The organism is Halobacteriovorax sp. GB3 (genome assembly GCF_028649655.1).
GTDB lineage: Bacteria > Bdellovibrionota > Bacteriovoracia > Bacteriovoracales > Bacteriovoracaceae > BSW11-IV.
The window spans coordinates 301,653-328,409 of the sequence record NZ_JAQSLN010000003.1 but is presented as its reverse complement, the minus strand read 5'-3'; the positions used below and the strand labels follow the sequence as shown (position 1 = coordinate 328,409).

The following is a 26,757-nucleotide window of genomic DNA, read 5'->3' as shown; positions in this document are numbered from 1 at the left end:
ATAGTCCACTGCCTAGAGTTTTACTTTAGTAGGATTTGAATAGTTTCTTCACCATCTGCTTTAGCCTTGTAAGAGACACCTGCAAATGTATTATCAGTTGATGTTGCTGTGATCTTTTTTGCAGCATCATCCCAATAAAGAGAAACACCTGGAGTGGCAACTACATCAGTCGATACGCAAGGGAGTTCATAAACACCAACTCTTTCGTAAATACCAAGTTCATTTGCGTCATAATCTTTTAGTGCTACTACAATAAGCGCTCCAACAAGTAGTGCTTGCCCTGAAGTTACGGCAGCACTGTGTGCGTATTCAATTACTTTTCCGTCTGTGATTTTATTTTTCATTTTTAACTCCTGAAGAAAGTTATCTAGAACCTAGGGATTAATTCCCTGGGTTCCAGAATAGACCTTCTCTGTTAATAGATTTTGCAGAAACAATATGTTTGATTTTGATTTTGATGAGATCTCTATCACCGTCAAAGCTAGACTTAACCGAAGGTCCACGTCTGCCTTCAAGGAAGTTGAGCTCAATTGTTTTGGCCTGCTCTTTTGACGTTGCAGTAAACCATCCTTTTCCATTTAGTCTTGGTTCAACAATTGGCATTAGTTCATCAGAATAAATGTTAACATCTGAAGATTTAGAGGCAACAATCTGCTTGAGGACTTTCATTGCTTCTTCTCTTCTATCTGGCCCAACCATTAGGTATTCTGGTGTAAGATTTAGGAAGTCTTTATCATCCATTCCTTTTGCCATCATAAAGAGCTCAAACATTTTCTTAAGGCCAGCTTCAATTCCAGAGGCAGCAGCTTTGTTTGTGTTAAGAATAAAAAGATCTTTACCGTCTGACATTTTTGAATTCGAAGTCAATACGTCATACACTAGATTTGACTCTAGTCTACTTGATGCACTTCCAAACATTTCGAGATCTTCGAATACATTAAAATCACTATTTAAGATCGTCTCTTCTGTGATCTTAAGTACACGACCATGCTTACTTAATTTCACGCCCTCTGACTTATCTCCAAAAGATGCATCTTTATATTCTCCACCTTCTTTAACTTCTAGTAAGCTTGGAGCTTCTCCATATCTAACACGCTTTGCTTCTCTGAAATCTGGTAAAAAACCTTCTTTAACAAAAGGCCAAAATGTTTGTTTCTGTGCCTTGTATCCTTTTTCAAGTGTTTTTGTAGCTACGTTATCTGTAATAGCTTTAAAATCACTAGAGGCAAGGGCTCTCTCTGCAATTTCAACACGATCAAGTCCACGTCCAAAATTTGGAGTGAATTCTCGTGCGATATCTAGGAATGAAAAACCTCTAAACATTTTACCTTTGTCAGAAAGTTCGGTAACGATACCGTTTCTGTGAAGAATTGCCTCAGCTGCACCTTCAACTTTGGCATTTCTGTTCGTGTCTGAATCTACTTCAATACGTGGAGTGTGTGTAGAAGGAGCTTTTTCTTCAGATCTTTCTGCTACTTTGTCAATAATCAGCTCTCTCGCTTGCTCAACACTTTTTCCTTCTTTGATGAGGTCTTCTGCGATTTCACTATCAAGGCCGACTTTACTCACTAGAGCTCTAATCTCTGATGATCTTAGTCTTTCTTGTTCTGTTGCTTCTTTTCTTACTTGTTCAACATCTACTTTTTCCACTTCAGTCTCTGGGTTTTTATTTTCTAATTTTTTTGGCATGAGAGGATCTCCTTTCTGAATATCTCTATTATTTGTATCGTTATCTGGTTTTTTAAGCTCAACGACAGGCTCGTTAGATCTAATTTGTGCGTCAATATCAGCAGGAATTGGGACTAGAGAAATTTCAAACGGTTCCCAGTCAATTGCTCTTAGAGTGCGGATTTTATCGTCATCTTCACTAATATCTTCGTACTTATAAACGCGGTATCCGATTGAAGTAGTTTTCACAATCCCATCAGCAATATCTTGAAATGCTTTTAAAGCTTCTTCTTTTCTTGAGAACCTCATCAGGGTCTCAGGGTTTTCATTTCCTAGATCTAGACCTTCAGCAATACCAAATTGTTTTAACACTGAGCCAGAACGGTCATGCCCATCTAAAACAGGAATTCCTTTATCTATTCTTTCAAGTCGAATATGCTCTGGATCAGTTGACAAAATTTCGTAATATGGCTCATCAAACCACGGATCAATCAAGACCTTTCTCTCTGTCGTGAAAACAGTTTTTACAGTTCTGTTTTCTATATCAATCGATTCTGGAGAGAATTCAGATTCCGTAATTACTAATGGGCTTTCTTTTTCACTTCTTGTAATGATTTTACTTGGCATTATTTATTCCTCTGTATTTGATTGTATATTTCCTGAAAGGCTAACTTTTTCAGGGTCACAATCGAGAATTAGTCCATATTTCGTGAACATTTTTTTATCTTCTTTTAATTCTTCTAGAAGTTTTCGTGGGTCTAGACCTCGTGCCCTAACTGTAGCTGACCATGATGCAAGGCCAGCTCGTACTTCTTTGATTGTTGCAGGGATTTCTTTTACTGGATCAATCATTTCATCTCTTGGAGGAGTCCAGCTTCTTTTTAGTTCTTTCGGAATTTTTGCAGTAGAAAGCTCATAAGCCTCTAGAAACCACTCACTGACTTCGTCTAGTGCAGGAATAACTAAATCCGTTCTCCAAGTCTTAATGTCTCTTTTAAATTGATTTGTACCCGCTTTAAGAGATGAGTAATTTGTGTCTGAAAGATCTTGTGTCAGTTGGTGATATGTAATTCCAAGACCTGTCGCAATCGCATGTAGTACACGTTTATTAAACTCTGAAAGGCCTTCAACTTGAGGTGGGTTGGTGAAGTCTATGTCCTTTCCTGGTGGAAGTTCTTTAATTGTTCCAGGAACGAGCGTCTCATCCCACTCTGAATCTTCTTCGGAGTCTACTCCAGGGAGGGAGCTTACATTGTCTGATTTTAAAAAACCTGCAAAGCAAGATGAGATTTTCATTTTCAGAAGCTGTCCATCTTCCCAACCATCAAAGTCAAATATCTTAACAATGACTGGTGCGAACCAACTTACACCACGACCTTGACCAGAGTACTCAAGATCGTATTTATGAATTATATCTTTGGCCGGAACTCTAACAGTCTCTCTCGATATTGTTTCAGATGGATGCATTTTATAAAAATGATAGAACTCAGGTTTATTTTCACTATCGTATTCAATACCATGAACAATTCTACTACCATTATTTTTCGTTTCATTTTTATCACGAGCAAGTAAGTCGGGATCAATAACTTGAATTTGTAATGGAACACTTAATCCTAGCGAAGATTTTTTATAATATCGCCTAATGATTAATTCTCCATCTCTTACAAGATGTTTTGTTGCCAGATTCATTAGACCGTTAAACTGAAGCTTTCCATCTTGATCAGCCTTTTTCGCCCATGTCTGAAAAGAATCTTCTATTTCAATCTTATTTGAGAAATCGGGTGTAAAGCCTGGACCAACTAAACTATGAGTTAACACTCTTAAAGCAGCTTTTCCATAAGCATTGTTTCTTGTAAGGTCGCGAGCTCTTTCTTTTAAAGTAACTGCATCAGCATCAAGAATTTGATTCATTGTCATTTCTTGTAATCGCCAATTCTTGAGTCGTTTCTTTTTTGAAGCACCGTCATATCTTCTAATCTGATTAAAATTAGACCTTGCTCTAGCTCTTCTAAGACCTGCGGAAGGGGAGATGTAACCTATAACTTTATCTAACGCGTTCACATTTTTGAACTTCGTTTCTTTTTTTGTCATTAAAGGCCTTTTGAGTAACTTGGAGTGTATGTTTTCTTTTTCTTTTTAGAGAGGCCAAGTTCTGCTTTAAGCTCATTTATGAGTGTTTTAATTTGATTTGGTGAGTGAAACTCGATTTCACGGTCTTTAAATTTAACCTTCTGAGCTCCTGTATAAAGAGCTTCTTCAAGTTTCTTCAGATATTGTTGTTTTTCAGCACTCATTAAAATCCATCTAAAAAGGAATTACTTTTTTTCTTCTTCTTTTTTACCTTTTTCGTTTTTGGTGCGCATGGTGACTGGAATAGTTTGGCGTATTGCTCAAATTTACTTTCTTTCCATTGTGAATAAGTTAATGATTCAAGTGCTGCGATTGAATATACACGGCAATCTAAAGCTTCGTTTCTATCTCTAATCTTTTCCCAGAAGTATTTAGTAAAACCTGCTTTATTTCTTTTTGATTTTAAAACTTCTGCTGTAAGCATTTTGAAGTATTCTTCATCATATTGTGGGAAGTGCATAAATCCAGAAGGGTGACCATTTTCCAATATTTCTGCTTCAGTGGGAACTTGTGATCGTAAGTAACCGTATATTTGACGTTTTAGTAATGAGGATCCTACGCCATAATAGCGCATTCCATTTCTGATTTTTTCACCGTTGTAATTTACATCAACTTGTCTCGGTAGAGATATAGCACTCATTTGATTATCAAATCCCTTAACTGCTATTACCCTAGGGTCACCTAGTTCACGAATCGAGTTGTAGCAAATTTGTGTGTTGTATCCGGTATCGACTGCTAATTTTGCAATCTTATATGAATTAAAATTCTCTCCAACAAACTCTCTATTAATTATTTTTTCTAATGTTTCTTTTAATTTTCTATGATCATCAGTGTTAACATGTTCAACCTTATATTCTACTGACCATGATTCGTAATTTTTTCCCCATCCCACAACCTCATATTCAACTCTTCCTTTTTGAACATCAAGGCCTGCCGTTAAGAAGTAAGCACCCTTTGGTACTTTTCCAATAGTATAGATTTCGCGTCTTGCATATAGCTCTCTCCATTTTGGGACATCTCCTTCTTTTTCTTTCCATGTTTCACCTAAAGAAGTGTTTACCCAAGTTTTTAATGCTTCAGTTCCTTGCTTCTTTGCATCAAGAAATTCTTTTACAATTTCTTTAAATTTAACCCATGGGGAATAGAGCTCATTTATATGAAATCCCATTGTTTCGCTTAAGGATTCTTCTCCACGCCACTCTCCATTTTGAAGAGAAGAGATCTTCTTACTTTCGTCAAAGGCCTCTCCACAACATTCACAAAAGTAAGTAGCTGTTTCAGGTTTGTCTTTATCCCATTTTATGTTTTTAAATTTTAGCGTTTGGAATTCTCCACAGTGCATGCATGGAATATAATATTCATGCTTATTTGAAAGCTCGAACTCCTTTTCAATTTTGGACGAGCCTTTAATTGTTGGAGTTGAAACCATGAAGATTTTTTTATTCCAAAAAGTCTTAGTTCTTTTCTCTGCAAGTTTAGAAGGATCACCTTCTTCACCTGCTGATGCAGGAAACCTGTCAACTTCATCAAGTAAGACAACTCTAATTGGCCTCGATGCAAGTTTCGAAGGTGAGTTAGAACCAATCATCGTAATATGGCCACCTGGAAACTTTTTATGGAGAATATTGTCTTGTGTTTTTTTTCCTCGTTTTTTTCCTGTTTTAGTTGGATTTATTCTTTCTTTCAGTTTCGGTGTATCTCGAATCATTGGAGATAGTCGATCTTTTGAAAAAGCTTCCGCCATGTCATCTGTAGGCTGGACTAATAAGATCGGACAAGGGTCATAGTCCATGTGGTACCCAGCTGCATTGAGAAGACACTCTGTTTTTCCAACTTGTGCACTGGCCATGAAAACAATTTTTTTAACTTTTGGATTTGAGAAACAGTCTAATATTAGCTTTAAATATGGGGTTCTTGATGTTTTCCATCTTCCAGGTTCTGAACTCGCTTCAGCTGATAAAAAACGGTGTTCATCTGCCCATTCAGATGCTGAAAGCCTTGGTGGTGGAGCAATCTTTTTTAAAAGTATTTTTGCTAGTCCATAAGCTTTACTCACTATGAACCTCAAACTCATAAGCAGAGAGTTCTCTTAAGCATTCATCGACAGCATCTTCTAAGTGTTTTTGATTTTCACCTTCGTCTTTTACTGAAGTAACCAATGGGGAAAGCTTAGCTGGGAGAGCTCTAAGTTTTGTGGCGAAATTTGTTAATAGTTCCCCCCATACTTCTGATATGTCTTCTGCTGGAATTAGTGACTTTTCTTTTTCCTGAAATTCCAGTCTTCTAATTTGAGCAGTGTAGTGTTCATTGATTCTTCTACTGATCGCAAGCTCAGGAATGTCTTCATCAATTCCAAGTCTTCTTAGTTGCTCTATTTTTTCTTGCTGACTAGGGCTTATTGGAGGAGCTACATAATCGTTAGCATTCTTATTGCCAGTAACATCATTCGGTCTTTTGTCGTGAATTGTATTAGTCGCCCATTCTTCATCTGCGATATCTGGATCGATTCTAAATGAGTTACGAAATGGAATAAGGGCTCTTTTAAGTCTTCCATCCTTAATCGCATTTTGAACTGATTTGTGTGTAATGTTTCGACTTCGAGCATAGTCTCTTTGAGATACACCCTCGATTTCCTTTGGAGCCATGTTCTCAAGTTATCAAGTTTAAGGTTGCTTTGAGTTTTGAGTGGCGACTGGCGACACATTTTTGGGCCAAAAAATTTTCAGGTGCCGCACTCTGCCGCCCCGCTGTCTAAAATATAGACAGGAAGGACCCAAAGGGGTGGGGGTGGTGTCTAAGTGTAAGCAAAGACAATGATTATCGAGATTGTATTTATTTTGTATTTATTTTATATTGACGTGGCGTGTCGTTTACTGTACTATTTATATAAGGAGTTAGCGATGAAGAAATCAAAAGTTGAGATCATTAACGAGGCGATAAAGGAATGTAATAAGCAAATCGTTAGGGCCAAGGAAGACACTGACTTCTATCACTTAGCTGAGATGGAAAAACTAAAGAGGCAACTAATTAAGATAAGAGATGGCACCAATTAAAGGGCCATCTCTGATTATCCGATAACATAACTAGGAGAAATATATGAAAGCAAGTATCTCAGAAATTTATAGCTTACTAAAAAGAGAACTCAATAAGAACGATGCAAAAGATCTAATAAGTGACACCATTCACAATGCTATTTCTGATGCAGAAGAAATTGGAGCTGATATTGATAGCAATGTTGAGAAGTCTCTAAATGACCTGAAAGAAATGTTACTCAAGAAAGATAAGGCAGCATAATGGACTTTAATACATTCATTAAAGAAAGCTCCAATAAGTCAAAAATGATTACGACTAAAGTTGATCCGGAGAAGTATGAAGAAGTTAATCTAATATTAAAGGATAAGGGTCGTAAATTTACTGAGTTTTTAGACTTTGCAATGGAAGAGTTTTTAAGACAGGTTAAGGACAAATGAAACACATTATCTTCTTAATATTGGTACTTCCTTCCATTTGCATGGCAGATTGTGTTCACACAAATAAAGAATTCAAATGCGTGAAATATGTTGATAACTATGATGGTGATACAATAACAGTTAATATTCCAAATGTTCACCCATTGCTCGGAAAGAAGGCAAAGATACGAGTAAATGGAGTTGATACACCAGAGTTAAGAACTAAAGATAAATGTGAAAAACGCAAGGGAAGAATGGCTAAGAAATTAGTTAGATCTGTCCTTAAGAATGGAAAAGTAATAAATCTTACCAACGTCAAAAAGGGAAAATACTTTAGAATTGTTGCAGATGTTCAAGTGGATGGAAAAAACCTTTCAGATATTCTATTAAAGAATAAACTAGCTTATCCCTATAGAGGGAAAACTAAAAAAAAGGTTGATTGGTGTAATTAAAAAAAGGAGATTATCATGAATTTAAAAGTAAATGATACTGTTCTAGTTATTCCAAAAGATTCAATTGACTTCACCCTTCATAAGTGCCCTTCTAAGGTTGTGAGCATTAACAAGGACAAAGTTAAAGTACAATTGTGCCAAGAAAATTTCGGACACACTAAAAAAGAATATTTAGAAGACGAGATTTTTGCAATTGATTGTCTGATCTTATGGCCCGGACTGAATCCACTCTCTACAAGTCGTTTTTATCAAGTCACTCAAAATAGTAAAATAATTTCTTCTAATAAAAAAGAAACATTAATTGAAAAAGGTGACGGAGTAAATATCATTGATCTTAGTGATCACGATGGATACCTAAAGCTAGTCGTCAACAGAGGGGGGGAGGATGTTGCCTTCCCCCATATCCATGCAAGTAAGCTTTTACACTTAATTAAAGACGGTATTCTAAAAATCATTAGTTAATTGGCTTTAAGAAAAGAGCTCTTTCTTTTTCTCTTCGAATTGTCAGGCCTCGCAGTGCTTTCAATCGTTTAAAAATACCAACTCTTGCCTTGTTGTATATAAGAAATGTGTCTGCAATTCTAAGTTTGTTTCGGCTCAGAATTGCTTTTGACATAGATTTGCTTTTGTTAACAACTGGGCCAGCTCCTAAGTTATAAACAAATGAGACAAGAGCAGAGAATTCGTTACAGTTAAATTGAATATTATTCTTATAGAAAAATGTTTCAATTTCTTTTTCTTTTTCCATTATTTCATGTTTTAAAAAGTACAACGCTTGCATTTCTGAAATTGAAGGATCATTCATCTTCACCTTACTTCCATCTGGATAATATGTTGTTCCATATCCAATCGTCGGTACTCCTGCGGAACATTTATATGGGTCCAAATAAAGACCCTCTCTTTCTTTTATGAGCTCTATCGCCTCGTTGCTTGTGTTAAGCTTGTTTAGATCTTCCTTAAATTTCTTAAGTAACAAATCCTGTAAGTTCGGAGCTTCTACATTGATTGAGCTTCCTTGATTTAGTTCAGGGATAGTTATTTGATCAATCTCTGACTGTGGGATTTGTTGTTTTACTTTAGGGTTAAAAAAGTTTCGAATTGCCTTGATTAATTTTGTTAACATAAAGCCTCCATTTATATAGAGACTTTACGAAAACGCTCGTTAGAATTCTTTGTGAGTGGTTAGATCTTGGATAAGTAGTACTTGAGAGCACTCGTAAGTTGCTTACGCATGAACTTAGAGCCAGAATTATAGATTTCAGCCTCTTTATCTCCTATTGCCTCTCTAATAGTTGATGTAAATAACTTCTTAATTCCAAGCCTCTTTTTTCCTTCTCGCTTAAATATACTTTCATGACCATTCTTCATTGTTGCGATAAAGGCACCTTTTAAAAGAGCTTTGTTTTTAATCCTTACAGATACTCCTTTTTTAGTTTGTCTGTGCTTGAAATTACTAATTGGAGAGTCCTTATGTTCGACTACAACTCCAGCTTCAAATGTTTCTAAAGGGCCTCTGAGCTTCTTAACAAGATCAATTGCTGACTTTGTTTCCTTTGCTTTTGCCCCAGGCATCGATTCTTTTACTTTTTTGCTAGATTCTTTTCTTAGGTGGGTAGCTGTTCTAGACATTGCTCTACGTGAGGCCTTTTTTACAATTGCTTCACTTGCATTATCTATAAGTCGAGTTAGTCTTCTAGACTCTGTTTCGTAGTGCATAAATTTATAATACTCCAGTCAGAAGGAATTAACTCTCCAAGAAGGATATTTTTAAACTCTGTAAATCAAAAAATCTAAATAAGGAGTTTTTATGACCGAGGTAAAGACAAAGAAAGTTGAGCTCGAAGTAGGAAAAGAGTCTGAAGAAGTTGCTGTCGCTGTTGCTGAATTAATTAAAGATATTCGAGAAGGAAAAGACGTTGCAACGATTACTGCTGAAAACCTACCTAATGTTATGAGGGCCGTAGAAGGCTATGATCAAATTGATGATGAAATGAAGCACAGAACTAGAAATGCTACAGCTGCCTATTCTGGCTACCTAATGACTGAAGCCTTAATTCCGGTAGAGTCTTAATTAATTACGAGTTTCAAAAGGCCCTTAGCTCGAGGGCCTTTTTTAGGAGTTGAAAATGTCAGCTACACTTTTGCCTATCATTGGTGAATTACTTGTCGAAGGGACCAAGGCATGGAACGAAGAAAGAAGAACGAGATATCTAGATAAGTATCACGACATTTTAAAAAGATTAAACCATGCGGAAAATAGACCCATTGGAGAATACACCGATTATGATGTTGCGATAATTAAGGAAGAGCTTGAAACCTTTCTAAAGGCATATGTAGGGGAACTCAAAAAAGGTGGTGTATCAAATGTATAAAAAAGCAATTTTATTATTATTGTTGTTTTTCAGCTCTTGTTCTCATAGCTCATCTTGGAAAATGCAAGGAATAGCAAAAGAAAAATTAGTTTGGAAGTGGTGTACAGAAGAGCATGATTTGCCAAATATGCCCAAATATTCATTCAGTGGTAACCTATGTCTTTGGCACAAGGAATGTAAAAAGAGGCTCTTCTCGGAAAAATGCCGCCCCGTCCTAATCGTTTGTAATCCTTCAAATCAAAACTGTATGAACAAATGGGAACTTTGGAATAGACATATCGTCTCTCCATATTAAATTACTTTACTAACTCCTCAGAAGGGAATGATTAATAATTGTTAGATAGTGTTAAGAGAAAAATCAAGCTGTACTTGAAGAGCTATAAATGTCCATTAGCAAACTATTTTTTCTTTTTAAAGAATAGATTATTCTTAATTTTCTTAATAATAGGTATTCTAGTTACCTTTTGATGATCAATAAAATTAATCACCTCGCTCTGACGATCCAGTTTCACTATCAGCTGCTCATCATTGTTTAATTCAAGTAACTGTTTAATATATTCAGCATGTGTGTAAGATTCTTTAATTTCAGATATTACATTGTCGATTCTGCTGGGCATTGAATTAACGACGTCTAAATTTACTGTTGATGCGAGTTTTGCCCTTATTCTTTGAAGCTCGTTAATCGCATTCGTTGATTTTTGACCAGAGCTTTTACTTCGATTTAGATAGTACACGTAAGTATTGCTGACTTTATCATACATTACTGATTTGGCGGCCTGTGACTTCAAGTCTTGATAGCTACTGCCTCTAAGCTTAGCGTTAACGAAATGTTTAGACCTTAAGCCTGAGACATACCCTGATATTGAGTCTCCTGCGAGGGATAGCCCGATCCAAGCGAGAGTAAAAAGAATTGATATCCCAACTTTCCATGGGTCAAGAAAAGAATAGTTTTGGACCAGAAGAATTTTGTCATTAACCGTAATTGTTGTCGACATAAGCTGAAGTATAATCTCATAACACTGTGCAGTGTATGAGAGCACAAGCGTTCCAATTATAGGGTGTTTTAATCTGTCTTCTATTGCTGCTTTTACCGGCATTACGTTCTCCTAAATTAATAAGAGTTCATATCAATAATGCCGTTCTTTATAAATAAGAAACATCAAGTTGCGTGCAAAAAGTTGTGTGCACTCTGTGTGCAAGTATATTTGCGTTCATAGATTACAGTTAGTTATAGATATATTCGGCAGTTCAACTCTGCCCCGAGCTACCATTAACACCACCCCCTTTATTTATTCTTAATTTTAATTCAACAAATTTTTATGAGATCATTTATCCAATATCTATTTTAGTTTTGGAGCTCCCTATGACTTTGCTTTTAATGTGTCTTCATGTGATCTTGATGAATATTGACGAGCATTACTTTAACAAAGGAAGAGCTCACTCCGTTAAAGAGATTTGGAGTATCATTATAGATGCGGCCCTCTTTTTTGTGGTCATTCTCTTTGCTACATTTGTACCTTTCTCACAAGAGATGATCGTTGTTTACAAAGCACTCGCAGCACTTTCGATGATCTCTATTATTAAGAATGAGTTCTTTTACCAGGGCCTAAAAAAAGAAGAACGTCTCGTCCATGCTTCTTTGTATGTCCTTCATCCTATTATCCTTTTTAACTTTTATGAATCATGGCAAAATAATTACTTTCATACCAATACCAACTTTTGGATGTTTCAGGTTCTCTATGTTGGGCTAGGCTTTAAGACCCTCTGCTATCAAATCATCTATTGGAACTACATTAACGAGAATATTCGAGAATCCTAGCGAGGGCCTAAAGATATGTTGTTGAAATTGCCAAATACTGCGCTCTAAATTAAGATCATCTTTATTTTTTAAGGAGAGATATATGGCAACTAAGATTACAGTCATCCCTGGGGATGGGATTGGACCAAGCTTAACAGAAGCAACAATCAAAGTACTCGATAAATTGGGATGCGACTTTGAATATGAATATGCCGAGGCGGGAATTACTTCCCTTGATAAAGGCGGGGATCTTCTTCCACAAGATACTCTTGATCTTATTTCAAAAAATAAAATTGCTCTTAAAGGGCCTCTTACAACACCAAGTGGAGGCGGGTTTACTTCAATCAACGTAACGCTTAGAAAGAAATTTGATCTCTACGCTAACGTTCGTCCTGTTGTAACTTTTGAAGGGACAAAAGCACGTTACGAGAATATCGATATTTTAACTATTCGTGAAAATACTGAAGGTCTTTACTGTGGGGCCGGACAAGAAATTTTTAATGACGGAGAGTATGCTGAATCTAAGTCTGTTGTGACTAAGAAAGGTTGTGAGCGCGTTTTAAAATTTGCTTATGATCTAGCGAGAAAAAAGGGGAGAAAGCAAATTCACGCCTTTCACAAAGCTAATATTTTAAAATCAACTTCAGGTCTATTTCTAGAGCTTGCTAGAAAAGCTGCTAGTGAAAATACTGATATTGAATCAAAAGAAATGATTGTTGATAACGCTTGTATGCAACTAGTAATGAATCCAAACCAGTTCGATATGATCGTAACGACAAACCTTTTTGGCGATATCGTTTCTGATCTTTGCGCCGGACTTGTTGGCGGTCTTGGAATGGCCCCTGGTGCTAATATTGGTGATGATGTTGCTATCTTTGAAGCTGTTCATGGTTCAGCGCCTGATATTGCTGGAAAGAACCTTGCAAACCCTTCATCTTTAATGCTCGCTGCGGCCCTTATGCTTGATCACTTAGATATGAGCGATAAGGCCGATAAGATTAGAAATGCGATCAAAGATGTTATCAAATCAGCAGATCGTACAACGGCTGATCTCGGTGGAAATGCTGGAACAACAGATTTCACTGAAGCTGTGTTAGAAAGATTATAATTATACGAAGGCCCTCTGAATGAGGGCCTTTTTTATAATGATTCCAGAATTCTTTGTGCTTGTTCTCGATTTAAATTTCTAACATTTCCAATTCTCTTAACCTTCTTAACTTTAATTCCACAAAATTCAAGGGTATCTCTTTTGAGCATTTTTGCAGCAGGGTCTCCAAGTATAAATTTTCGATACCAAGCAGGAGCATCACTTAAAAGATAGAGATCGGCCGTTTTATTTTTTAATAATTTATTTTGAAAGGGACTATTCTCTTTGTAGGAGAAAGCAAAGTGCGGAGTGAGGCAGCGATCGAGAAAGCCTTTAAAGAGAGCGGGGATAGAAGACCACCAAATTGGTGTTGCAAATATTAAATGGTCGGCCTCTTTTATGGCCAACTGTGCTTTTACAAGATCTGGCCCTAACTCTTTTTTATCACTATAACCTTGGAAACTAAGATCGAAATCGAGATCACTTAAGTGAATGAGTCGACATTGGTGCTCTCGTTGGTATTTGTCGTAAAGTCTTGTGGCGATAGCAGTTGTTAGACTCTTTTTATTAGGGTTTGCATCGATTATTAAAACATTCATTGTCACTCCTTTTTAAAGAGGATAGGGTGAAAATATATATTAATGAAATGAATAATTTAAATTAAAGAAATAGATAAAATGAATATTGCAAATATCGATCTCAATCTTCTCGTTGTCTTTAAGTCAATATATGAGACGAGAAATCTCTCTAATACGGCCTACGAATTAGGATTGACTCAACCAACGATCAGTCATGCCCTAAAGCGGTTAAGAGAAACTTTTGATGATGAGCTTTTTGTCAGAAGCTCTAAAGTGATGATACCAACGCAAAAGGCACTTGATCTTGGTCCTTTTATTTCTTTGAAGTTAAACGAATTGAACCGTGGTCTCTTTGATGACGAAGAGTTTGAACCAATGACATCTAAAAAAGAATTTACGCTATCAGGTACGGCCTTCGATTCAACGATTCTTTTTCCCGAACTATTAAAAGATCTTAAAGAGAAGTCACCACTTATGACTTTTACTTTTAGATCAATCGTTTTAGAGCAGTTTTTCGCGCGTATGCAAGGGGCACAAGTTGATTTAAGTTTTGCTGCCAATTTAAAAGAAGCCAGTGGTTTTCATATCGAAAGTCTAAGCGAGCAAGATCTTTGTCTTATTGTTAGAAAACAAAAGAAATCCCTTAAGAGCATGAGTTTGAAGCGCTATTTAGAATATGAACACGTTATCTTTACACCTACTGAAAAAGTGGGAAGTCTTGTGGATACTGAGTTGGCAAAAATTGGTAAAAAAAGAACGGTCAATACAAGGACTCCTTATCTTACCTCTATCCCATGGATTGTTATTGAGAGGGATCTTGCGGCGATTGTTCCTTTAAGTTTTGCAAAAAAAATGGCGGTCCATTTGCCTTTAAGTATTTTAACTCCACCTATCGAGCTTCCAAGTTTTAATCATCAAATGGTATGGCATAAGAGCTTAGACAATGCGCAAGAACACCAATGGCTCCGCGCACAAATTCGAGAAAATTATCCCCGTTTTATGGGAAGTTAACTCATTTAATCGACTTTGACTTAGGCCTGTGGCAATCTATTGTTATGAAAAAAAATGCAATCATAACTTTAAGTGTCTCTGTCGTTCTTTTAATTGGGCTTGGGCTGTTTACGAGAAATCTAGAGACAAAAAATAACAATAAAATTTTTCTCACAGATCAAGAGATTTCTCATTATAATGAACGCGTAAAAGATCTTGGCGAGTTTAACTCTCTCATTGTTCTTGTTGATAAAGAAAAGAGAAATGAAGTTGCAACTCTGGTCACTCGTCATTGTGAGGACTGTTCTCTATTTAATCCAAGTGAACTAGATATTAAAAATGAGCTAACTAAGAAACTAGACCAAGAACAAAAAGAAGCGGTTTTTATTAGTAGTGAAAGCGAACAAGATCTTTTCAATTTAGTCGAACTTACAACGACTAAAGATTATTCCTTTTTAGGGGTTCCTTATACTAATTATCTATTAAATGAGTATTCAAAAGATATTTCTAAAAAGCTTTTTCCTTTGATGTTTATCTTTTCGCTTATTCTTTTAATCTTTTTAACACGTAAATTAAAAGATGGAATAACACTCTTTATTCCATGCTTATCAAGTGCTCTTATCTCTTTGTCTCTTTTGAAAATATTTTATTCCAGTATGAGTATGGTAAATTCAATTTCTCCTCTGCTTGTCTTTGTAGTCAATCTCTCTGTGGTTTTTCATCTCTACTATAGTTATATTGAATATAGAGATTGGGATGCTGTTTTTAGTGATAAAATTAAACCCCTCGTTTTAATGTTAATTACAACATGCTTAGGGCTTTTATCATTAGAGTTTAGTGAGATCTCTGCAATTAGAGACTTTGGGCGAATGGGGGCCCTGTCTCTTGTTTTAAGTTGTGCTTTTACTTGGGCCTACTTTTATTTTTCAAGATTTCATTTCATTGGGAAAAGGCAAGTCGAAACAAAGGTGAGCTCTATCGTTACTAATGCACTGGATCTTTGTGCCAGCTTTCCAAATCGTTTAGTTTTTGTTTTTCTCTTTCCTCCCTTAATTGCTATTAGCTTTTTTATGTCACAAACTGTGCCAACGATTACCGATGCAAACTTGTATTTTCCAGACTCTGATCAAAGAGCGTTATCCATGCATAAAGTTAGTGAGACTGTAGGTGGCCAACCACTTTTTGATATTACAATTGATCTGAAAGATCGTTCAATGGAGAGTTTGAACGAATTTCTAGGCCTGGAGAGACGTTTACAAGAAAAGTCTTTTATGAAGTCATATAAGCTTGTAAGTGAGACTTCATTAGTAAGCGAGATTAATCGAGAGTACTCTGAGAGTGAGTCGCTTCCTGTGAATGAAATGGCCTATCTCGCCTTGAGATCGAAAATACCGGTATTTTTTAAAGATCAATTTCCTCTTGAGAATAAGTATCGCTTTTTTTTAATTGGCCATGCAACTAATGTTGATGTTTATGAAAAGGATTTAGAAAAAATCACCAAATTTTATGAGAAAAATAATACGCAGATAAAGGCCGGCGGACTTTATCACCACTTAATGATTTCACAAAAATCAATGATTAAGACAATGATTAAGAGCTTTCTCTTTTCAGTATTAGTCATTTCCTTTTTGGCCCTCGTTTACTATCGTTCAATTAAAGTATTTATGGCCTTTGCCATTGTTAATGTTGGCCCCGTGCTCTTTTCTTTTCTCATTAGCTCTCCTTTGGGACTAAGTTATAATATTGCCACTGTGATGACATACAGTATTGCCCTAGGAATCGTTGTTGATAGTAGCTTTCATTTGGTTCACTTTTTTAGTAAGGCTGATCGTTCAATAGAACTGTATAAAAAGGCCATTATTCGCCCCATTCTAGGAAGTACATTTGTTTTGGTACTTTGTTTCTTGTTGATTGGTTCTAATTCTTTTGTTCCTATTGGCGAGTTTGGACTCAATCTGGCCATTATCATCTTTTTGGGCGCTATCTTTGATCTTTTCATTTTTCCAAGTTTCCTTGTTAAGGATGTTAATGAGGTTTTTAGTGAGAAGGTGAGTTAATGAAACGCTATCGCTATGAGGTGATTGAATTTGTTTTTGAATTTATTCAAAAATATAAGCTCTTTTGTGAGAATGATCATCTTCTTTTGGCCCTTAGTGGTGGTGTTGATTCAATTGTTCTTTTGGATATTCTCGATGCTCTTAAAAAGAGAAAAGTGTTCTCGAAGTTATCTGCTGTCTATATTCATCACGGTCTTAGGGAACAAGCAGACCTCGAACAAGTTCAATTAGAAAAACTTGTCCTAGAGCGCGGATTTGAATTCTATAGTTTTAGGCTTAATTTTAAAAAGCAGACCGATATCGAATTTAGCGCACGAAAAGAGCGCTATAAAATATTTTTAAAGCTAGCTAAGGAAAAATCTGCAACAAAAATTTTAACAGGTCATCATCTGGATGATTCATTTGAGTGGTCTTTGATGCAGCAATTTTCAAGCTCTTCTAATTTGGCCTTGGGTATTCCAATCATTAATGGTCCTTATCGAAGGCCACTTATGTGCTTGTCTAAGGATCATATTTTAAAATACGCGCGCCAATCTCAGCTTGAGTGGTTTGAAGATGAAACAAACCGATCGATTAGTTACGATAGAAATTTCATTCGTAACACAATTGTTAAGCGTATAAAGGCGAAATATCCAAAATATTTAAAGCACTATGTTGAGAGGTCTTTGCAAAAGATTGATTCTTTAAATGAAGAGTCGAAGATAGGGGCGAACAGAGGACTTCAGAATAATACAACGAATCTTTCGAATCTCCATCGTGGCGATCACTTCACTTTCTTTGTTGCCTCGAATTTTAATGAAAACTTTAAATATTCGCTTTTAAATGAGATTAAAAGACTCTCTTCTAAAGGCCGTGGCACTACGCGGGCCCAAATTAATAAAGTTGAAGTGATGATAAAAAATGGCAAAAAGGGACCTCTGCTCTTTAGTGGTGGGGTTGAGCTCTATGTCATGCACCGTACAATAGTACTTTTGAAGAAGGAATTCTCATACTCTCTGGCTTCTTCGCAGATTCCTGAGGGACAACCGCTTTTTTTCATGAGCAGTGCAAAAAACAAGAAAAGTGCCATAAAAGAGCATCCATTCTTCGATCGATTGTCGAATAAAAATAAAATAAGTGTAAATTTGTCGGGAAAACTGGTTCCTCTATCACGTGATCTACAAGGGGGCTTGGGCCCTGTGGAAAAAAGAACCTTCTTTTATTTAAAAACCGACACTTCTCATGGTTGACATTTTTTCAACCGATACCAAATTAAATGAGAAGACCTTGATTGTTCGTGAAACCATTCTTACAATAGTGGTTTAAATCAGGTTAAAATTTAAGGAAGAGATTTTTTAATCAATTAAGGATAATAATGAAACAGCAACAAAAAACAGTTCTCTTGTGGATTTTTCTCGTACTCATGATGGCACTAGTGGCAAAAGTCGCTACTGAGAAACCACAAAATGTTAAGGCCATCAAATACCCAGACTTTATTCAGGCCGTTCAAAAAGGTCATGTTGAAGGTGTAACTTTCCGTGGCGACAATAAAATTGAAGGGAAGTTCAAAGAAGGTTACGAAGGTGGAAAAAGTTTTCGTTTAACTGGTAGCACAGGGGATGAAACCTTCAAGATTCTTGAAAAAAATAGCATCTACCCAGAATACGAAGAAGATGAAAAACCAGGTCTTTTCCAATCACTTCTTGTGAACTGGGGACCGATGATCATTCTTCTTATTATTTTCTTCTTCTTTATGCGACAGATTCAAGCTGGTGGTGGAAAGGCCATGAGTTTTGGAAAATCAAAAGCTCGCATGCTCTCTGCTAACGACAAAAAAGTGACTTTCACTGATGTCTCTGGTGTAGAAGAAGCAAAAGAAGAACTTGCTGAAGTCGTCGACTTTTTAAGAGATCCAAAAAAATACACTAATCTTGGTGGAAAAATACCTAAGGGTGTTATCCTTGTAGGTCCTCCAGGAACAGGAAAGACACTTCTTGCTCGTGCCGTGGCCGGAGAAGCAAATGTACCTTTCTTTTCAATTTCAGGTTCTGATTTTGTTGAAATGTTTGTTGGTGTTGGTGCTTCACGCGTAAGAGATCTTTTTGAGCAAGGTAAGAAGAACGCTCCTTGTATCATTTTTATCGATGAAATCGATGCCGTAGGTCGTCACCGTGGACATGGTATGGGTGGTGGTCACGATGAGCGTGAGCAAACTCTTAACCAGCTTCTTGTTGAAATGGACGGGTTTGAATCTAATGAAGGTGTCATCCTTATTGCCGCCACAAACAGAATTGATGTACTCGATCCAGCTCTTTTAAGACCTGGTCGTTTTGATAGACGTGTCACTGTTGGACCTCCAGATGTTCGTGGACGTCTAGGAATTCTAAAAGTACACACAAGAAAAACTCCTCTTGATCAAGATGTTGATCTTGAAGTAATTGCTAAAGGAACTCCAGGGTTTACTGGTGCCGATCTAGCAAACCTTGTAAACGAAGCAGCTCTTATGGCCGCTCGTTATAATAAGAAGTCACTTTCAACAAATGATTTCGAACTTGCTAAAGATAAAGTTCTCATGGGACCTGAGAGAAAATCGATGGTTATTTCTGATCATGAGAAAAAAGTAACAGCATACCATGAAGCAGGTCACACGCTTGTTGGTATGGAACTTCCAAAAACAGATCCTATTCACAAAGTATCGATCATGCCTCGTGGTGGAGCATTAGGTGTAACTCAAACTCTTCCAAGTGAAGATGCCCTCAATTTAACAAAAGAGAAAGGTGAAAACCTAATTGCGTTTATGATGGGTGGCCGTGTAGCGGAAGAAATCGTTTTTGGAGAAATCTCTAACGGTGCTTCTAATGATATTGAAAAAGCAACTCAGCTTGCTCACCACATGGTTTGTTCATGGGGGATGAGTGATAAGCTTGGGCCTAGAAATTATGCTAATGCTGGAGCTAGTCCATTTGGTGGACCTGGTATGAAAGAAGTTGGTTACTCTGATGATACGGCTAAAGAAATTGATTCTGAAATTCACCGTATTATTGATGAGAATTATAAAGAGGCCACAAGAATTCTAACAGAAAAGCGTGATGCTCTTAATCGTATCGCTGAGGCGCTCATTGTTTGGGAAACTCTGGACTTTAAGCAAGTGCAAGATCTTGTAGAGGGTAAAGATATTGGTGTTCCTTTGATTGATAAAGTTGAAGCAAAAGAATCTTCTGAAAAAAAAGAGGAGTTAGTTAAGAACTCTGAAAATAAAGAGGAGAATGCAGAGACGAAAAAAGACGAGCCGTCTTTAGCATAAGCTTTCTATGATTAAACAATTTCAAATAATGGGAGTGATTAATATCACTCCCAATTCTTTTTCAAGCCAAACGCCCCTTAGTTCAAGTGATGAATTATTAAAAACAATTGAGACCTATGATGCCTTAGGTTGTGATGTTTACGATTTTGGGGCCGAAAGCACTGCTCCTTTTAATAAATCAATCACTGAGTCTGAAGAGCTCGATCGATTTAAAAAAATTCTAAAACCACTTATCGATTCTAAACCTGACGTTTTCAAAGCTAAGAGAATTTCGATAGACACTTATAAAGCACCGGTTTTTGAAACTCTTTACTCATGGTTTGAAAATATTGATTACAAGGAAATCATCTGGAACGATGTCTCAGGTGTGCTTGATGAGCAGGCCAAACAAACGCTTTTAAATTGCCCTCGGGCCCAGTATGTTTTTTCTCATACTCATGTGCCAAAGCGAGAGTTGACAAGTCATCATATGGATTATGTTCTAGAGGATCTGGCCATAAGTGACCTTGTCGATGTTTTTCAAAGAGCTCATGAAACTCTCAAAGGATGGGGCGTCCTTTCTCGCGTTTATTTAGATCCTTGTTTTGGCTTTAGTAAAAGTGAGAAACAGAATTTAGAGCTTTTAAAAGAGTTACCATATTTGATTCGCTTTACAGAAGAGAGTCTATCCACAAATTTTCGTTGGCTCATTGGGATCTCTAAAAAGTCATTTCTCCAAAACCTAACGTCACTTGAAGGGGAAGAGATTGAAAAGAGTGAAAAGCAAAGGCGAAGTGAGTTTCTTCACCACTCCCTGCTTGTGAAGTGGATGCATGAATTACCTAAGGGAGGGGAGTATCTCTTTCGTGTTCACGACCCTCTGATTGTTCAACTTTCTATCAATAGCTTTAAGTACCTTTAATTAGTTGGTTCTCTTTCTATGTCATGGCCGTAATTTTTTTAATTTCAGCAACTGGGGCTTTCTTATTTAGATAAATTGACCTAGTTTAAACCCATGATTACGCGCATCCTCATCATATTCTCTCTCATTTTTTCAACAGCAAGTTTTGCAGTTAAAAAGGCCATTTATGGTGAAGATAATAGACGCTCTTACGATGATCATCGCGTTTCAAAAAATGCCAGACTCATGTCTATGGCCGTGGCCCTACAGGTAAAGGCCCGACAGATTACTCCTATCGAAGGGGTCGAATCATTTTCATCGATTCGCGGTATCCCCCTCAGTATTAAGAAAAACATTTGTAAAGATGAAGTGCAACCATTCTCGCACGAACTTGCTGTGGGTGAGTGCACGGGTTTTCTCGTAGGGGAAGATCTTCTTGTGACTGCTGGTCATTGTGTTTCATATAAGTTCAAGTGTCGCGGTTACCATTGGGTATTTGGCATTACGGACTCCTCTTCTAAAACAAAAGAAATCACTGTTAAAAATGACAATATCTATAAGTGTAAAGAAGTGATTACAATGCAAAATGATGGGCGAAACTTCATTGATTATGCGCTCATTAGACTTGATCGCAAGGTCGCTCACAAAGAACCTTTAAAAGTTCGAAAAAGAGGTCTCACTGATCTCAATGATGATGTCTTTATCATTGGCCATCCAAACGGTATTTCATTGAAAATATCTGATGCTGCTTACGTGAGAAAGTTAGCTGATTTCTACTTTGAAACCAATCTCGATTCATTCTTTGGCAACTCAGGCTCTCCCGTGATTAACCAGCGAACAGGTCTTGTTGAAGGGATTCTCGTCAATGGTGAAGACGACTTTGTTTTCGATAAACAAGATAATTGCAACCGCTATAAAAGATGCGAAATGGATGCATGCCGTGGTGAAAAGGCCAGTTACATCTCGCTCAATCCACTTCTTGCTCCTAGCATGAAGGAATATTGGTCTTCACTCCAAAAATCTAAGTAATTCTAGAATGTTGTCACAATCATTTTTTATCTATAACCTATTGTTATGGGACTTTATTTTGGACAACTCGCACTTTATTCAAAAAATGTTAATGAATTAGCCGCCTTTCTCTCCGAGCTTTTAGAGGCCGAACTCCGCCCTGCCGACAATGCCGTTCGACTTATTCACGGTCATTTTACGATGATCATTTTTGAAGAGCCTCGCTCTGTGGCCACTAATAATAATATGATGGTCGATTTCTTTCTAGAGTCTAGGGAAGAGTTAGAGGAGCTTCACCAGAAGGCCCAATTCTTTACTTATCGCTTAAGGCCAACAGAATCCCAACAAAGCATAGAAAATATTGTTAGTAATATAAAGAATCTCAATGTTATTTCTTACTTTTTCGTGACAGATACAGATGGGCGAAAGTGGAAATTCTCTTATCGCGAAGCGTGAAGTTGTTGTAATTGTTCACAAAAAGTGTGATTGTTTCTTACTTTCTTTGACTTTTCCTAATGTAAGATCTTGTAAGTTGCCATAATTACTAGTGTTCGGGTTTAATGCCTGCAACACACCACAATGCTTATTACTGGGGAGATAAGATGGCATTAAGGATGATCGTTTCACTTTTACTACTTGGTCTATGTATGGATGTTCAGGCCGGTAATAAAGTTATTTATGGTGATGATGCTCGCCAAGATCTCTACGAGGTCAGTGACAACCTCTACCTCGACCTTGCTAAGTCAACGGCGGGAATGGTTTCTAAAAGATCACTGCTATTTACTCCGAATTCAGACAAAGTAAAACTAAGAAGTCGCACACTTTCTCAAAGAGGAATTTGTAGTGATGATAAGTTTGCTAACCAACAAACAGCTCCTTCTTGTACAGGATTTCTTGTTGCACCAGACGTTCTTGTAACAGCTGGTCACTGTGTTCGCACCGAGTGGGACTGTAACTCACAAAGCTGGGTTTTTGGATATGCTCACACTGAGAATAACTCAGGGGAAAAAATTGAAGTAACAAAGAATGATGTTTATAACTGTAAGCAAATCATCGACAGAAAATTAGATCGCGAAACTCAAATGGACTACGCGGTTATTCGTCTGGACAGAGAAGTTGTAGGAAGAGAGCCACTTAAGCTTAGAACAGAAGGTAAAGTAGAAGTAGGTGATCCACTAACAGTTATCGGTCACCCAACGGGTCTACCAACAAAGGTTGCTGATGGAGCTTATGTTCGCGCAAATCACAGCCCAGTTTTCTTTCAAGCTAATACAGACTCTTTCCAAGGAAATTCTGGATCACCCGTTTTCAACTCAGAAACAGGAGTTGTTGAAGGGATCTTAGTTCGCGGTGAAGATGATTATGTTTATAATAAAGAGAAAGGTTGTCGCGAACCAAAAAAATGTGAAATGGGTGCTTGCCGCGGTGAAGACGTTACGAGAATCACAATCATCAACTCTTTGAAAAATCTTTAAAGTAACAAATAAACTTAAATATTTCTTGTAGAAGCGGTCCGAAGTGGCCGCTTTTTTTATGTTTGGGGCTAAAGCGCTCTAGTGTCAAAATAACGACAAAAGAGCGTAGACATTTTGACTCCGCAATGTGTTAAAGCCTTTAAATCCTAGGGTCCATTTTTGGCACGGTTTGTGCTTATAGAATAACAAAAGATCAGGAAGATCTTTTTGAAGGATTCAGGATGAACCGACTCAAAGTGTTTTCAGCACTTCTCCTTTTAGGAATTTGGCCTGTTCTCTCGCAGGCCAATTCTTTTTCCTCCAAGAAATTCATTGTTAAGTACAAAAGTAAAAAACATGCTCTTCGCATGAATCAAGACCCTAGAAAGTTCATGTATCAAAATAGCATCGCCAAAACGATGAGCTCAGATACTGAAAGTTCTCTGGTCCAAGATGATATTGAATACGTTGAAGAAGATATCATTGTTAGACATAGTGCAATCCCTGGGGATCTCGGGGGCACTCGCGATTATTACTATTACAACCAATGGGCCTTAGGCTCTTCAAGTTACGGTATAAACGCTGTGGATGCCTGGGACATAACAACAGGCCGCTCTGATATTGTGGTGGCCGTTATTGATACGGGAATCGTCGCTCATCAAGATATTAACGATCAACTTGTTCAGGGTCATGACTTTATTTCTGATCCCGCTTTTGCCGTTGATGGAGATGGACGAGATAATGACCCAACAGATGTTGGTGATTGGGTGCAAAGTGGGGATTCATGCTATCAGGGAAGCTTTGAAAGAAGCAGCTGGCATGGGAGTCATGTGGCGGGAATTATCGCCGCTAAAACGGCCAATAGAATCGGTATTGCTGGAACGGCATGGCATTCAAAAATTCTTCCTATTCGCGTACTTGGAAAGTGTGGGGGTTATACTTCTGATATTGCCGATGCCATTCGCTGGGCCGCTGGGGGAGAAGTCTCTGGTGTTCCCTCAAACCAAAACCCTGCAAAGGTCATCAATCTTAGTCTTGGCGGGCAAGGTAGTTGTGGGCAATATCTTCAATCGGCCATCGATTACGCTAGATCTAGAGGGAGTGTGATTGTCGTTGCTGCAGGTAATGAATCTCTTGATCTCGACTCAAGTGATGTTGCTCCGGCCAATTGTAATGGCGTCATTCGTGTCGCAAGCTCAAATCGCTCTGGCTCTTTAAGTTCTTTTTCAAATTACGGACAAAGAATTGATATCTCTGCCCCTGGAGAGGGGATCTATTCTCTTTCAAACACGGGATCGACAACCTCTGAAAGTGAGTCTTATGTTTCTTATTCGGGAACGAGTATGGCCGCTCCTTATGTCTCTGGTGTTGTCGCACTGATGATGAGTGAAAACGATACTCTTTATCCAAACCAATATAAGTCGATCATAAAAGAGAGTGCCAATACGGATATAACGTGTGGTTCAAAAGGATGTGGTAGTGGAATCATTGATGCCTACCAGGCCATTTTGATGGCACAAAATGAAGTGGCCGACTCTTCTGTAGAAGATGAAACAAATGTTCAAAGAGAGCCTTTAAGTGGAGAGTCCAAAATTATGCAAACCTCTTCTAGTAGTGGTTTTTGTGGAAGTGTCGCATTTTCAAAAGACGATGATCCAAAGGGTGCTCTAGGGCTTCTACTCCTTGTTGGGCTTATTGCTACGGTGATTGGACGCTTGAGAGTAAAACGATCTCTCTAGGCCGCTTGCAGCTTAGGAAGATTAATGGATATCGTCGTTTTATCTTCATCTGTTTGGATATCAATTTGGCCATGATGCAGATTTGTTATGGTTTCTCCAATGCCCATGTGGCCTGATAGAAGAGTTCCCTTGTCTTGAATATTTTTATCATTATTTAAAAATTTGTTTATGCCATAATCTTCTATAATAAATTTATTAAAGAGTTCATTCTTTTGAAAACCTATATAAATTGTTCCCTCCTCAGTCTGACCTATGGTATTTCCTAGAATTTGAAGAAAGCACATTTTAAAATGATCTTGGTCAATATTGATTGTGTGGTTTAGTGTATTTTCACGAAAAATTAAATTAATATGTTTGTTACTTGTGGCCACTAATCGATAAGCGTCTGGCTTCAAGTTTTGGATAAAATCTGAAACCGTAATCTCTCTCATTTTTAAATTGATGGCGCCCGTTTCAAGCTGAATGGCCTTAATGAGATCGTCAACAAGCTCATTGACTTGTCTAGCATTCTTTATGATGACATCACTATTGTGAATGACCTCACTTGAGGAGGCCCCTCGCTCTTTTGAGAGCCCTGCAAATCCTAAAATGGCCGTGAGCGGAGTTTTAAATTCATTTGAAATGCGGTTTAAAATTTTTGTTTTTAACTTCTCGACATTATATTTTTCTCCAAGATTTAACAGCTGCTGTTTGAGTGTTAGGTAATCGAGAGGTGAGGGAAGATAAGTCATTTGACCACCAATTGCTAAAGCATTGATAAATTCCTCCAAAATTTCAGGTCTCTCGTTTGTTACGAGCACGATTTCTAACAAGGTATTCATGGCCTTCAATTCTTTTAAGGCATCTTGATCATCTTTTGTTAGTCCTTGCGTATTTAGAATTAAAATTTCGATTTCTATTCCTTCCCTTTCTAGTTCGAAGAGAAGATCGGTTGCATTTTCCAGAGAGTTCACGCAATAGGGCATATAACTTTCATGAAAGGAAATACCATTGGTATTAATATCTTGATTGATAATTTTAAACTTCTCAAGATAGTCATCAAGGTAGTCATTTCTAGAATCAATGATCATTACATTATGTTGCATGTCTCTTTCCTGGTTAGGCCGCTTTGAGTTTGTGGCGACAGATGATGCGTACTTGTTCATCTTCTAGCTGACACTGATCAACGATGCAGTCCAACTGGTCACTATTTCCGGTGTAGGGTCTAAGAGAGCGGCTTTTTATTTTTATTTGGGCATTAATGGGGAGTTCACTGCTTGTGATAAGTTCAATTCTCTTTTCATCAAAATTAGCAATTTTAAAATCACTAATGACATCTGTTACTTCAAGTAGTGCGATATAGCATTCACTGGATTTTTTGGGAGTGATGATGTTTTGATTGATCCTCTCTAACAGGCAAACTTTATTTTGAGTTTTTAAGATATAGTCATTGGCCCCTAGTTGAAAGGCGTCATAGAGAACTTTTTCATTTGAATAGGCGCTAAGAATACAAATACTGATGTTTTTTGTGCGTTCATTTGATTTAAGGACCTTTAAGAATTCTAATCCATCGTGGGCCGGCATCATAATGTCTGAGAGAATGAGATCGGGCATTTTAGAATTAGACTCTAGATAGGCCAGAGCATCACTAGAACTTCCATAGCAAAGGACATCGTATCCCTCAGCACTTAATAGGTGTGAGAAAAGTTTTACATAATCTAGATCATCATCGACCAGCATTATCAACTTCTTCATAATAGTTTACCTCTCATTGGTAACACTTATTATTTAACGATAAGAAGCTGAGGCCTGTGTGAAGAAATGTAAAGACTT

At 37.3% G+C, this 26,757-nt stretch carries 30 protein-coding genes; 18 read left to right on the top strand and 12 right to left on the bottom strand.

Features of this window, described 5'->3' with window-relative positions; all coding sequences use genetic code 11:
* Positions 1-20: 20 nt before the first annotated feature.
* The 6 genes from HBN50_RS07770 to HBN50_RS07745 are packed head-to-tail and all read right to left on the bottom strand — an operon-like array spanning position 21 to position 6,443.
* Positions 21-344, bottom strand: a complete 324-nt coding sequence (locus HBN50_RS07770) for a DUF2190 family protein (RefSeq protein WP_273869069.1) — start codon at positions 342-344, stop codon at positions 21-23.
* 37 nt (positions 345-381) lie between these two features.
* Positions 382-2,295: a phage major capsid protein gene (locus tag HBN50_RS07765; RefSeq protein WP_273869068.1), complete on the bottom strand. Its 1,914-nt coding sequence runs from the start codon at positions 2,293-2,295 to the stop codon at positions 382-384.
* 3 nt (positions 2,296-2,298) lie between these two features.
* Entirely contained in the window at positions 2,299-3,759 is a 1,461-nt protein-coding gene (locus HBN50_RS07760) for a phage portal protein (RefSeq protein WP_273869067.1), read from the bottom strand.
* Positions 3,759-3,962, bottom strand: coding sequence for a phage head-tail joining protein (locus HBN50_RS07755; protein ID WP_273869066.1), 204 nt, complete (start codon positions 3,960-3,962; stop codon positions 3,759-3,761). Before HBN50_RS07755 ends, HBN50_RS07760 begins: the two co-directional genes overlap by 1 nt.
* On the bottom strand, positions 3,962-5,854 hold the full coding sequence (locus tag HBN50_RS07750) for a phage terminase large subunit family protein (RefSeq protein ID WP_273869065.1): 1,893 nt from the start codon (positions 5,852-5,854) through the stop codon (positions 3,962-3,964). Before HBN50_RS07750 ends, HBN50_RS07755 begins: the two co-directional genes overlap by 1 nt.
* Complete coding sequence (locus HBN50_RS07745) at positions 5,847-6,443, bottom strand: hypothetical protein (RefSeq protein WP_273869064.1); 597 nt, start codon at positions 6,441-6,443, stop codon at positions 5,847-5,849. The genes HBN50_RS07750 and HBN50_RS07745 overlap by 8 nt, the downstream gene beginning before the upstream one ends.
* A gap of 255 nt (positions 6,444-6,698) precedes the next feature.
* On the opposite strand from HBN50_RS07745, the gene HBN50_RS07740 reads away from it, so the two are divergent.
* The 5 genes from HBN50_RS07740 (at position 6,699) to HBN50_RS07720 (ending at position 8,161) form a co-directional block, all read left to right on the top strand.
* Entirely contained in the window at positions 6,699-6,851 is a 153-nt protein-coding gene (locus HBN50_RS07740) for a hypothetical protein (RefSeq protein WP_273869063.1), read from the top strand.
* 43 nt (positions 6,852-6,894) lie between these two features.
* Positions 6,895-7,092, top strand: coding sequence for a hypothetical protein (locus tag HBN50_RS07735; protein WP_273869062.1), 198 nt, complete (start codon positions 6,895-6,897; stop codon positions 7,090-7,092).
* Positions 7,092-7,268: a hypothetical protein gene (locus HBN50_RS07730; protein WP_273869061.1), complete on the top strand. Its 177-nt coding sequence runs from the start codon at positions 7,092-7,094 to the stop codon at positions 7,266-7,268. The genes HBN50_RS07735 and HBN50_RS07730 overlap by 1 nt, the downstream gene beginning before the upstream one ends.
* An 80-nt stretch (positions 7,269-7,348) precedes the next feature.
* Positions 7,349-7,699: a thermonuclease family protein gene (locus HBN50_RS07725; RefSeq protein WP_273869060.1), complete on the top strand. Its 351-nt coding sequence runs from the start codon at positions 7,349-7,351 to the stop codon at positions 7,697-7,699.
* 15 nt (positions 7,700-7,714) lie between these two features.
* Positions 7,715-8,161: a hypothetical protein gene (locus tag HBN50_RS07720; protein WP_273869059.1), complete on the top strand. Its 447-nt coding sequence runs from the start codon at positions 7,715-7,717 to the stop codon at positions 8,159-8,161.
* Here HBN50_RS07720 and HBN50_RS07715 read toward each other — a convergent pair.
* Both HBN50_RS07715 and HBN50_RS07710 read right to left on the bottom strand, forming a co-directional pair.
* Entirely contained in the window at positions 8,154-8,822 is a 669-nt protein-coding gene (locus tag HBN50_RS07715) for a lysozyme (RefSeq protein WP_273869058.1), read from the bottom strand. The two genes, HBN50_RS07720 and HBN50_RS07715, sit on opposite strands and share 8 nt — an antisense overlap.
* Positions 8,823-8,881: 59 nt before the next feature.
* Positions 8,882-9,415, bottom strand: a complete 534-nt coding sequence (locus HBN50_RS07710; RefSeq protein WP_273869057.1) for a phage tail protein — start codon at positions 9,413-9,415, stop codon at positions 8,882-8,884.
* 91 nt (positions 9,416-9,506) lie between these two features.
* On the opposite strand from HBN50_RS07710, the gene HBN50_RS07705 reads away from it, so the two are divergent.
* Together HBN50_RS07705 and HBN50_RS07700 are read left to right on the top strand one after the other, a co-directional pair.
* Positions 9,507-9,770, top strand: a complete 264-nt coding sequence (locus HBN50_RS07705; RefSeq protein WP_273869056.1) for a hypothetical protein — start codon at positions 9,507-9,509, stop codon at positions 9,768-9,770.
* A gap of 55 nt (positions 9,771-9,825) precedes the next feature.
* A complete protein-coding gene (locus HBN50_RS07700; protein WP_273869055.1) occupies positions 9,826-10,071 on the top strand; it encodes a hypothetical protein in 246 nt (81 codons plus the stop codon).
* Between the two features lie 398 nt (positions 10,072-10,469).
* Here HBN50_RS07700 and HBN50_RS07695 read toward each other — a convergent pair whose 3' ends face one another.
* Positions 10,470-11,168, bottom strand: coding sequence for a hypothetical protein (locus HBN50_RS07695; RefSeq protein ID WP_273869053.1), 699 nt, complete (start codon positions 11,166-11,168; stop codon positions 10,470-10,472).
* Between the two features lie 266 nt (positions 11,169-11,434).
* Between HBN50_RS07695 and HBN50_RS07690 the strand changes: the two genes are divergently transcribed.
* Together HBN50_RS07690 and HBN50_RS07685 are read left to right on the top strand one after the other, a co-directional pair.
* Complete coding sequence (locus tag HBN50_RS07690; protein ID WP_273869052.1) at positions 11,435-11,890, top strand: hypothetical protein; 456 nt, start codon at positions 11,435-11,437, stop codon at positions 11,888-11,890.
* A gap of 82 nt (positions 11,891-11,972) precedes the next feature.
* Positions 11,973-12,977, top strand: a complete 1,005-nt coding sequence (locus HBN50_RS07685; protein ID WP_273869051.1) for an isocitrate dehydrogenase — start codon at positions 11,973-11,975, stop codon at positions 12,975-12,977.
* A 32-nt stretch (positions 12,978-13,009) separates the two neighbouring features.
* Here the strand turns inward: HBN50_RS07685 and HBN50_RS07680 are convergent, their stop codons facing one another.
* Positions 13,010-13,555, bottom strand: coding sequence for an NAD(P)H-dependent oxidoreductase (locus tag HBN50_RS07680; RefSeq protein WP_273869050.1), 546 nt, complete (start codon positions 13,553-13,555; stop codon positions 13,010-13,012).
* Between the two features lie 78 nt (positions 13,556-13,633).
* On the opposite strand from HBN50_RS07680, the gene HBN50_RS07675 reads away from it, so the two are divergent.
* The 9 genes from HBN50_RS07675 (at position 13,634) to HBN50_RS07635 (ending at position 24,945) form a co-directional block, all read left to right on the top strand.
* A complete protein-coding gene (locus HBN50_RS07675; RefSeq protein ID WP_273869049.1) occupies positions 13,634-14,545 on the top strand; it encodes a LysR family transcriptional regulator in 912 nt (303 codons plus the stop codon).
* 44 nt (positions 14,546-14,589) lie between these two features.
* Positions 14,590-16,581, top strand: a complete 1,992-nt coding sequence (locus HBN50_RS07670) for a hypothetical protein (RefSeq protein WP_273869047.1) — start codon at positions 14,590-14,592, stop codon at positions 16,579-16,581.
* Positions 16,581-17,810, top strand: coding sequence for a tRNA lysidine(34) synthetase TilS (tilS, locus tag HBN50_RS07665; protein WP_273869046.1), 1,230 nt, complete (start codon positions 16,581-16,583; stop codon positions 17,808-17,810). The genes HBN50_RS07670 and tilS overlap by 1 nt, the downstream gene beginning before the upstream one ends.
* A gap of 125 nt (positions 17,811-17,935) precedes the next feature.
* Entirely contained in the window at positions 17,936-19,864 is a 1,929-nt protein-coding gene (gene ftsH / locus HBN50_RS07660) for an ATP-dependent zinc metalloprotease FtsH (RefSeq protein WP_273869044.1), read from the top strand.
* A gap of 7 nt (positions 19,865-19,871) precedes the next feature.
* Positions 19,872-20,765, top strand: coding sequence for a dihydropteroate synthase (locus HBN50_RS07655; protein ID WP_273869043.1), 894 nt, complete (start codon positions 19,872-19,874; stop codon positions 20,763-20,765).
* Between the two features lie 93 nt (positions 20,766-20,858).
* Complete coding sequence (locus tag HBN50_RS07650) at positions 20,859-21,773, top strand: trypsin-like serine peptidase (protein WP_273869042.1); 915 nt, start codon at positions 20,859-20,861, stop codon at positions 21,771-21,773.
* Positions 21,774-21,818: 45 nt separating this feature from the next.
* Positions 21,819-22,208 carry a hypothetical protein gene (locus HBN50_RS07645; protein WP_273869040.1) on the top strand — a complete coding sequence of 130 codons (390 nt, stop codon included), beginning with the start codon at positions 21,819-21,821 and terminating at the stop codon, positions 22,206-22,208.
* Between the two features lie 146 nt (positions 22,209-22,354).
* Complete coding sequence (locus tag HBN50_RS07640) at positions 22,355-23,227, top strand: trypsin-like serine peptidase (RefSeq protein ID WP_273869039.1); 873 nt, start codon at positions 22,355-22,357, stop codon at positions 23,225-23,227.
* A 221-nt stretch (positions 23,228-23,448) separates the two neighbouring features.
* Positions 23,449-24,945 carry a S8 family peptidase gene (locus tag HBN50_RS07635; protein WP_273869038.1) on the top strand — a complete coding sequence of 499 codons (1,497 nt, stop codon included), beginning with the start codon at positions 23,449-23,451 and terminating at the stop codon, positions 24,943-24,945.
* On the opposite strand, the gene HBN50_RS07630 is transcribed toward HBN50_RS07635, so the two are convergent.
* Positions 24,942-26,030 carry a sensor histidine kinase gene (locus HBN50_RS07630; RefSeq protein ID WP_273869037.1) on the bottom strand — a complete coding sequence of 363 codons (1,089 nt, stop codon included), beginning with the start codon at positions 26,028-26,030 and terminating at the stop codon, positions 24,942-24,944. The two genes, HBN50_RS07635 and HBN50_RS07630, sit on opposite strands and share 4 nt — an antisense overlap.
* A gap of 13 nt (positions 26,031-26,043) precedes the next feature.
* Entirely contained in the window at positions 26,044-26,679 is a 636-nt protein-coding gene (locus tag HBN50_RS07625; RefSeq protein WP_273869036.1) for a response regulator, read from the bottom strand.
* Positions 26,680-26,757 lie beyond the last annotated feature (78 nt).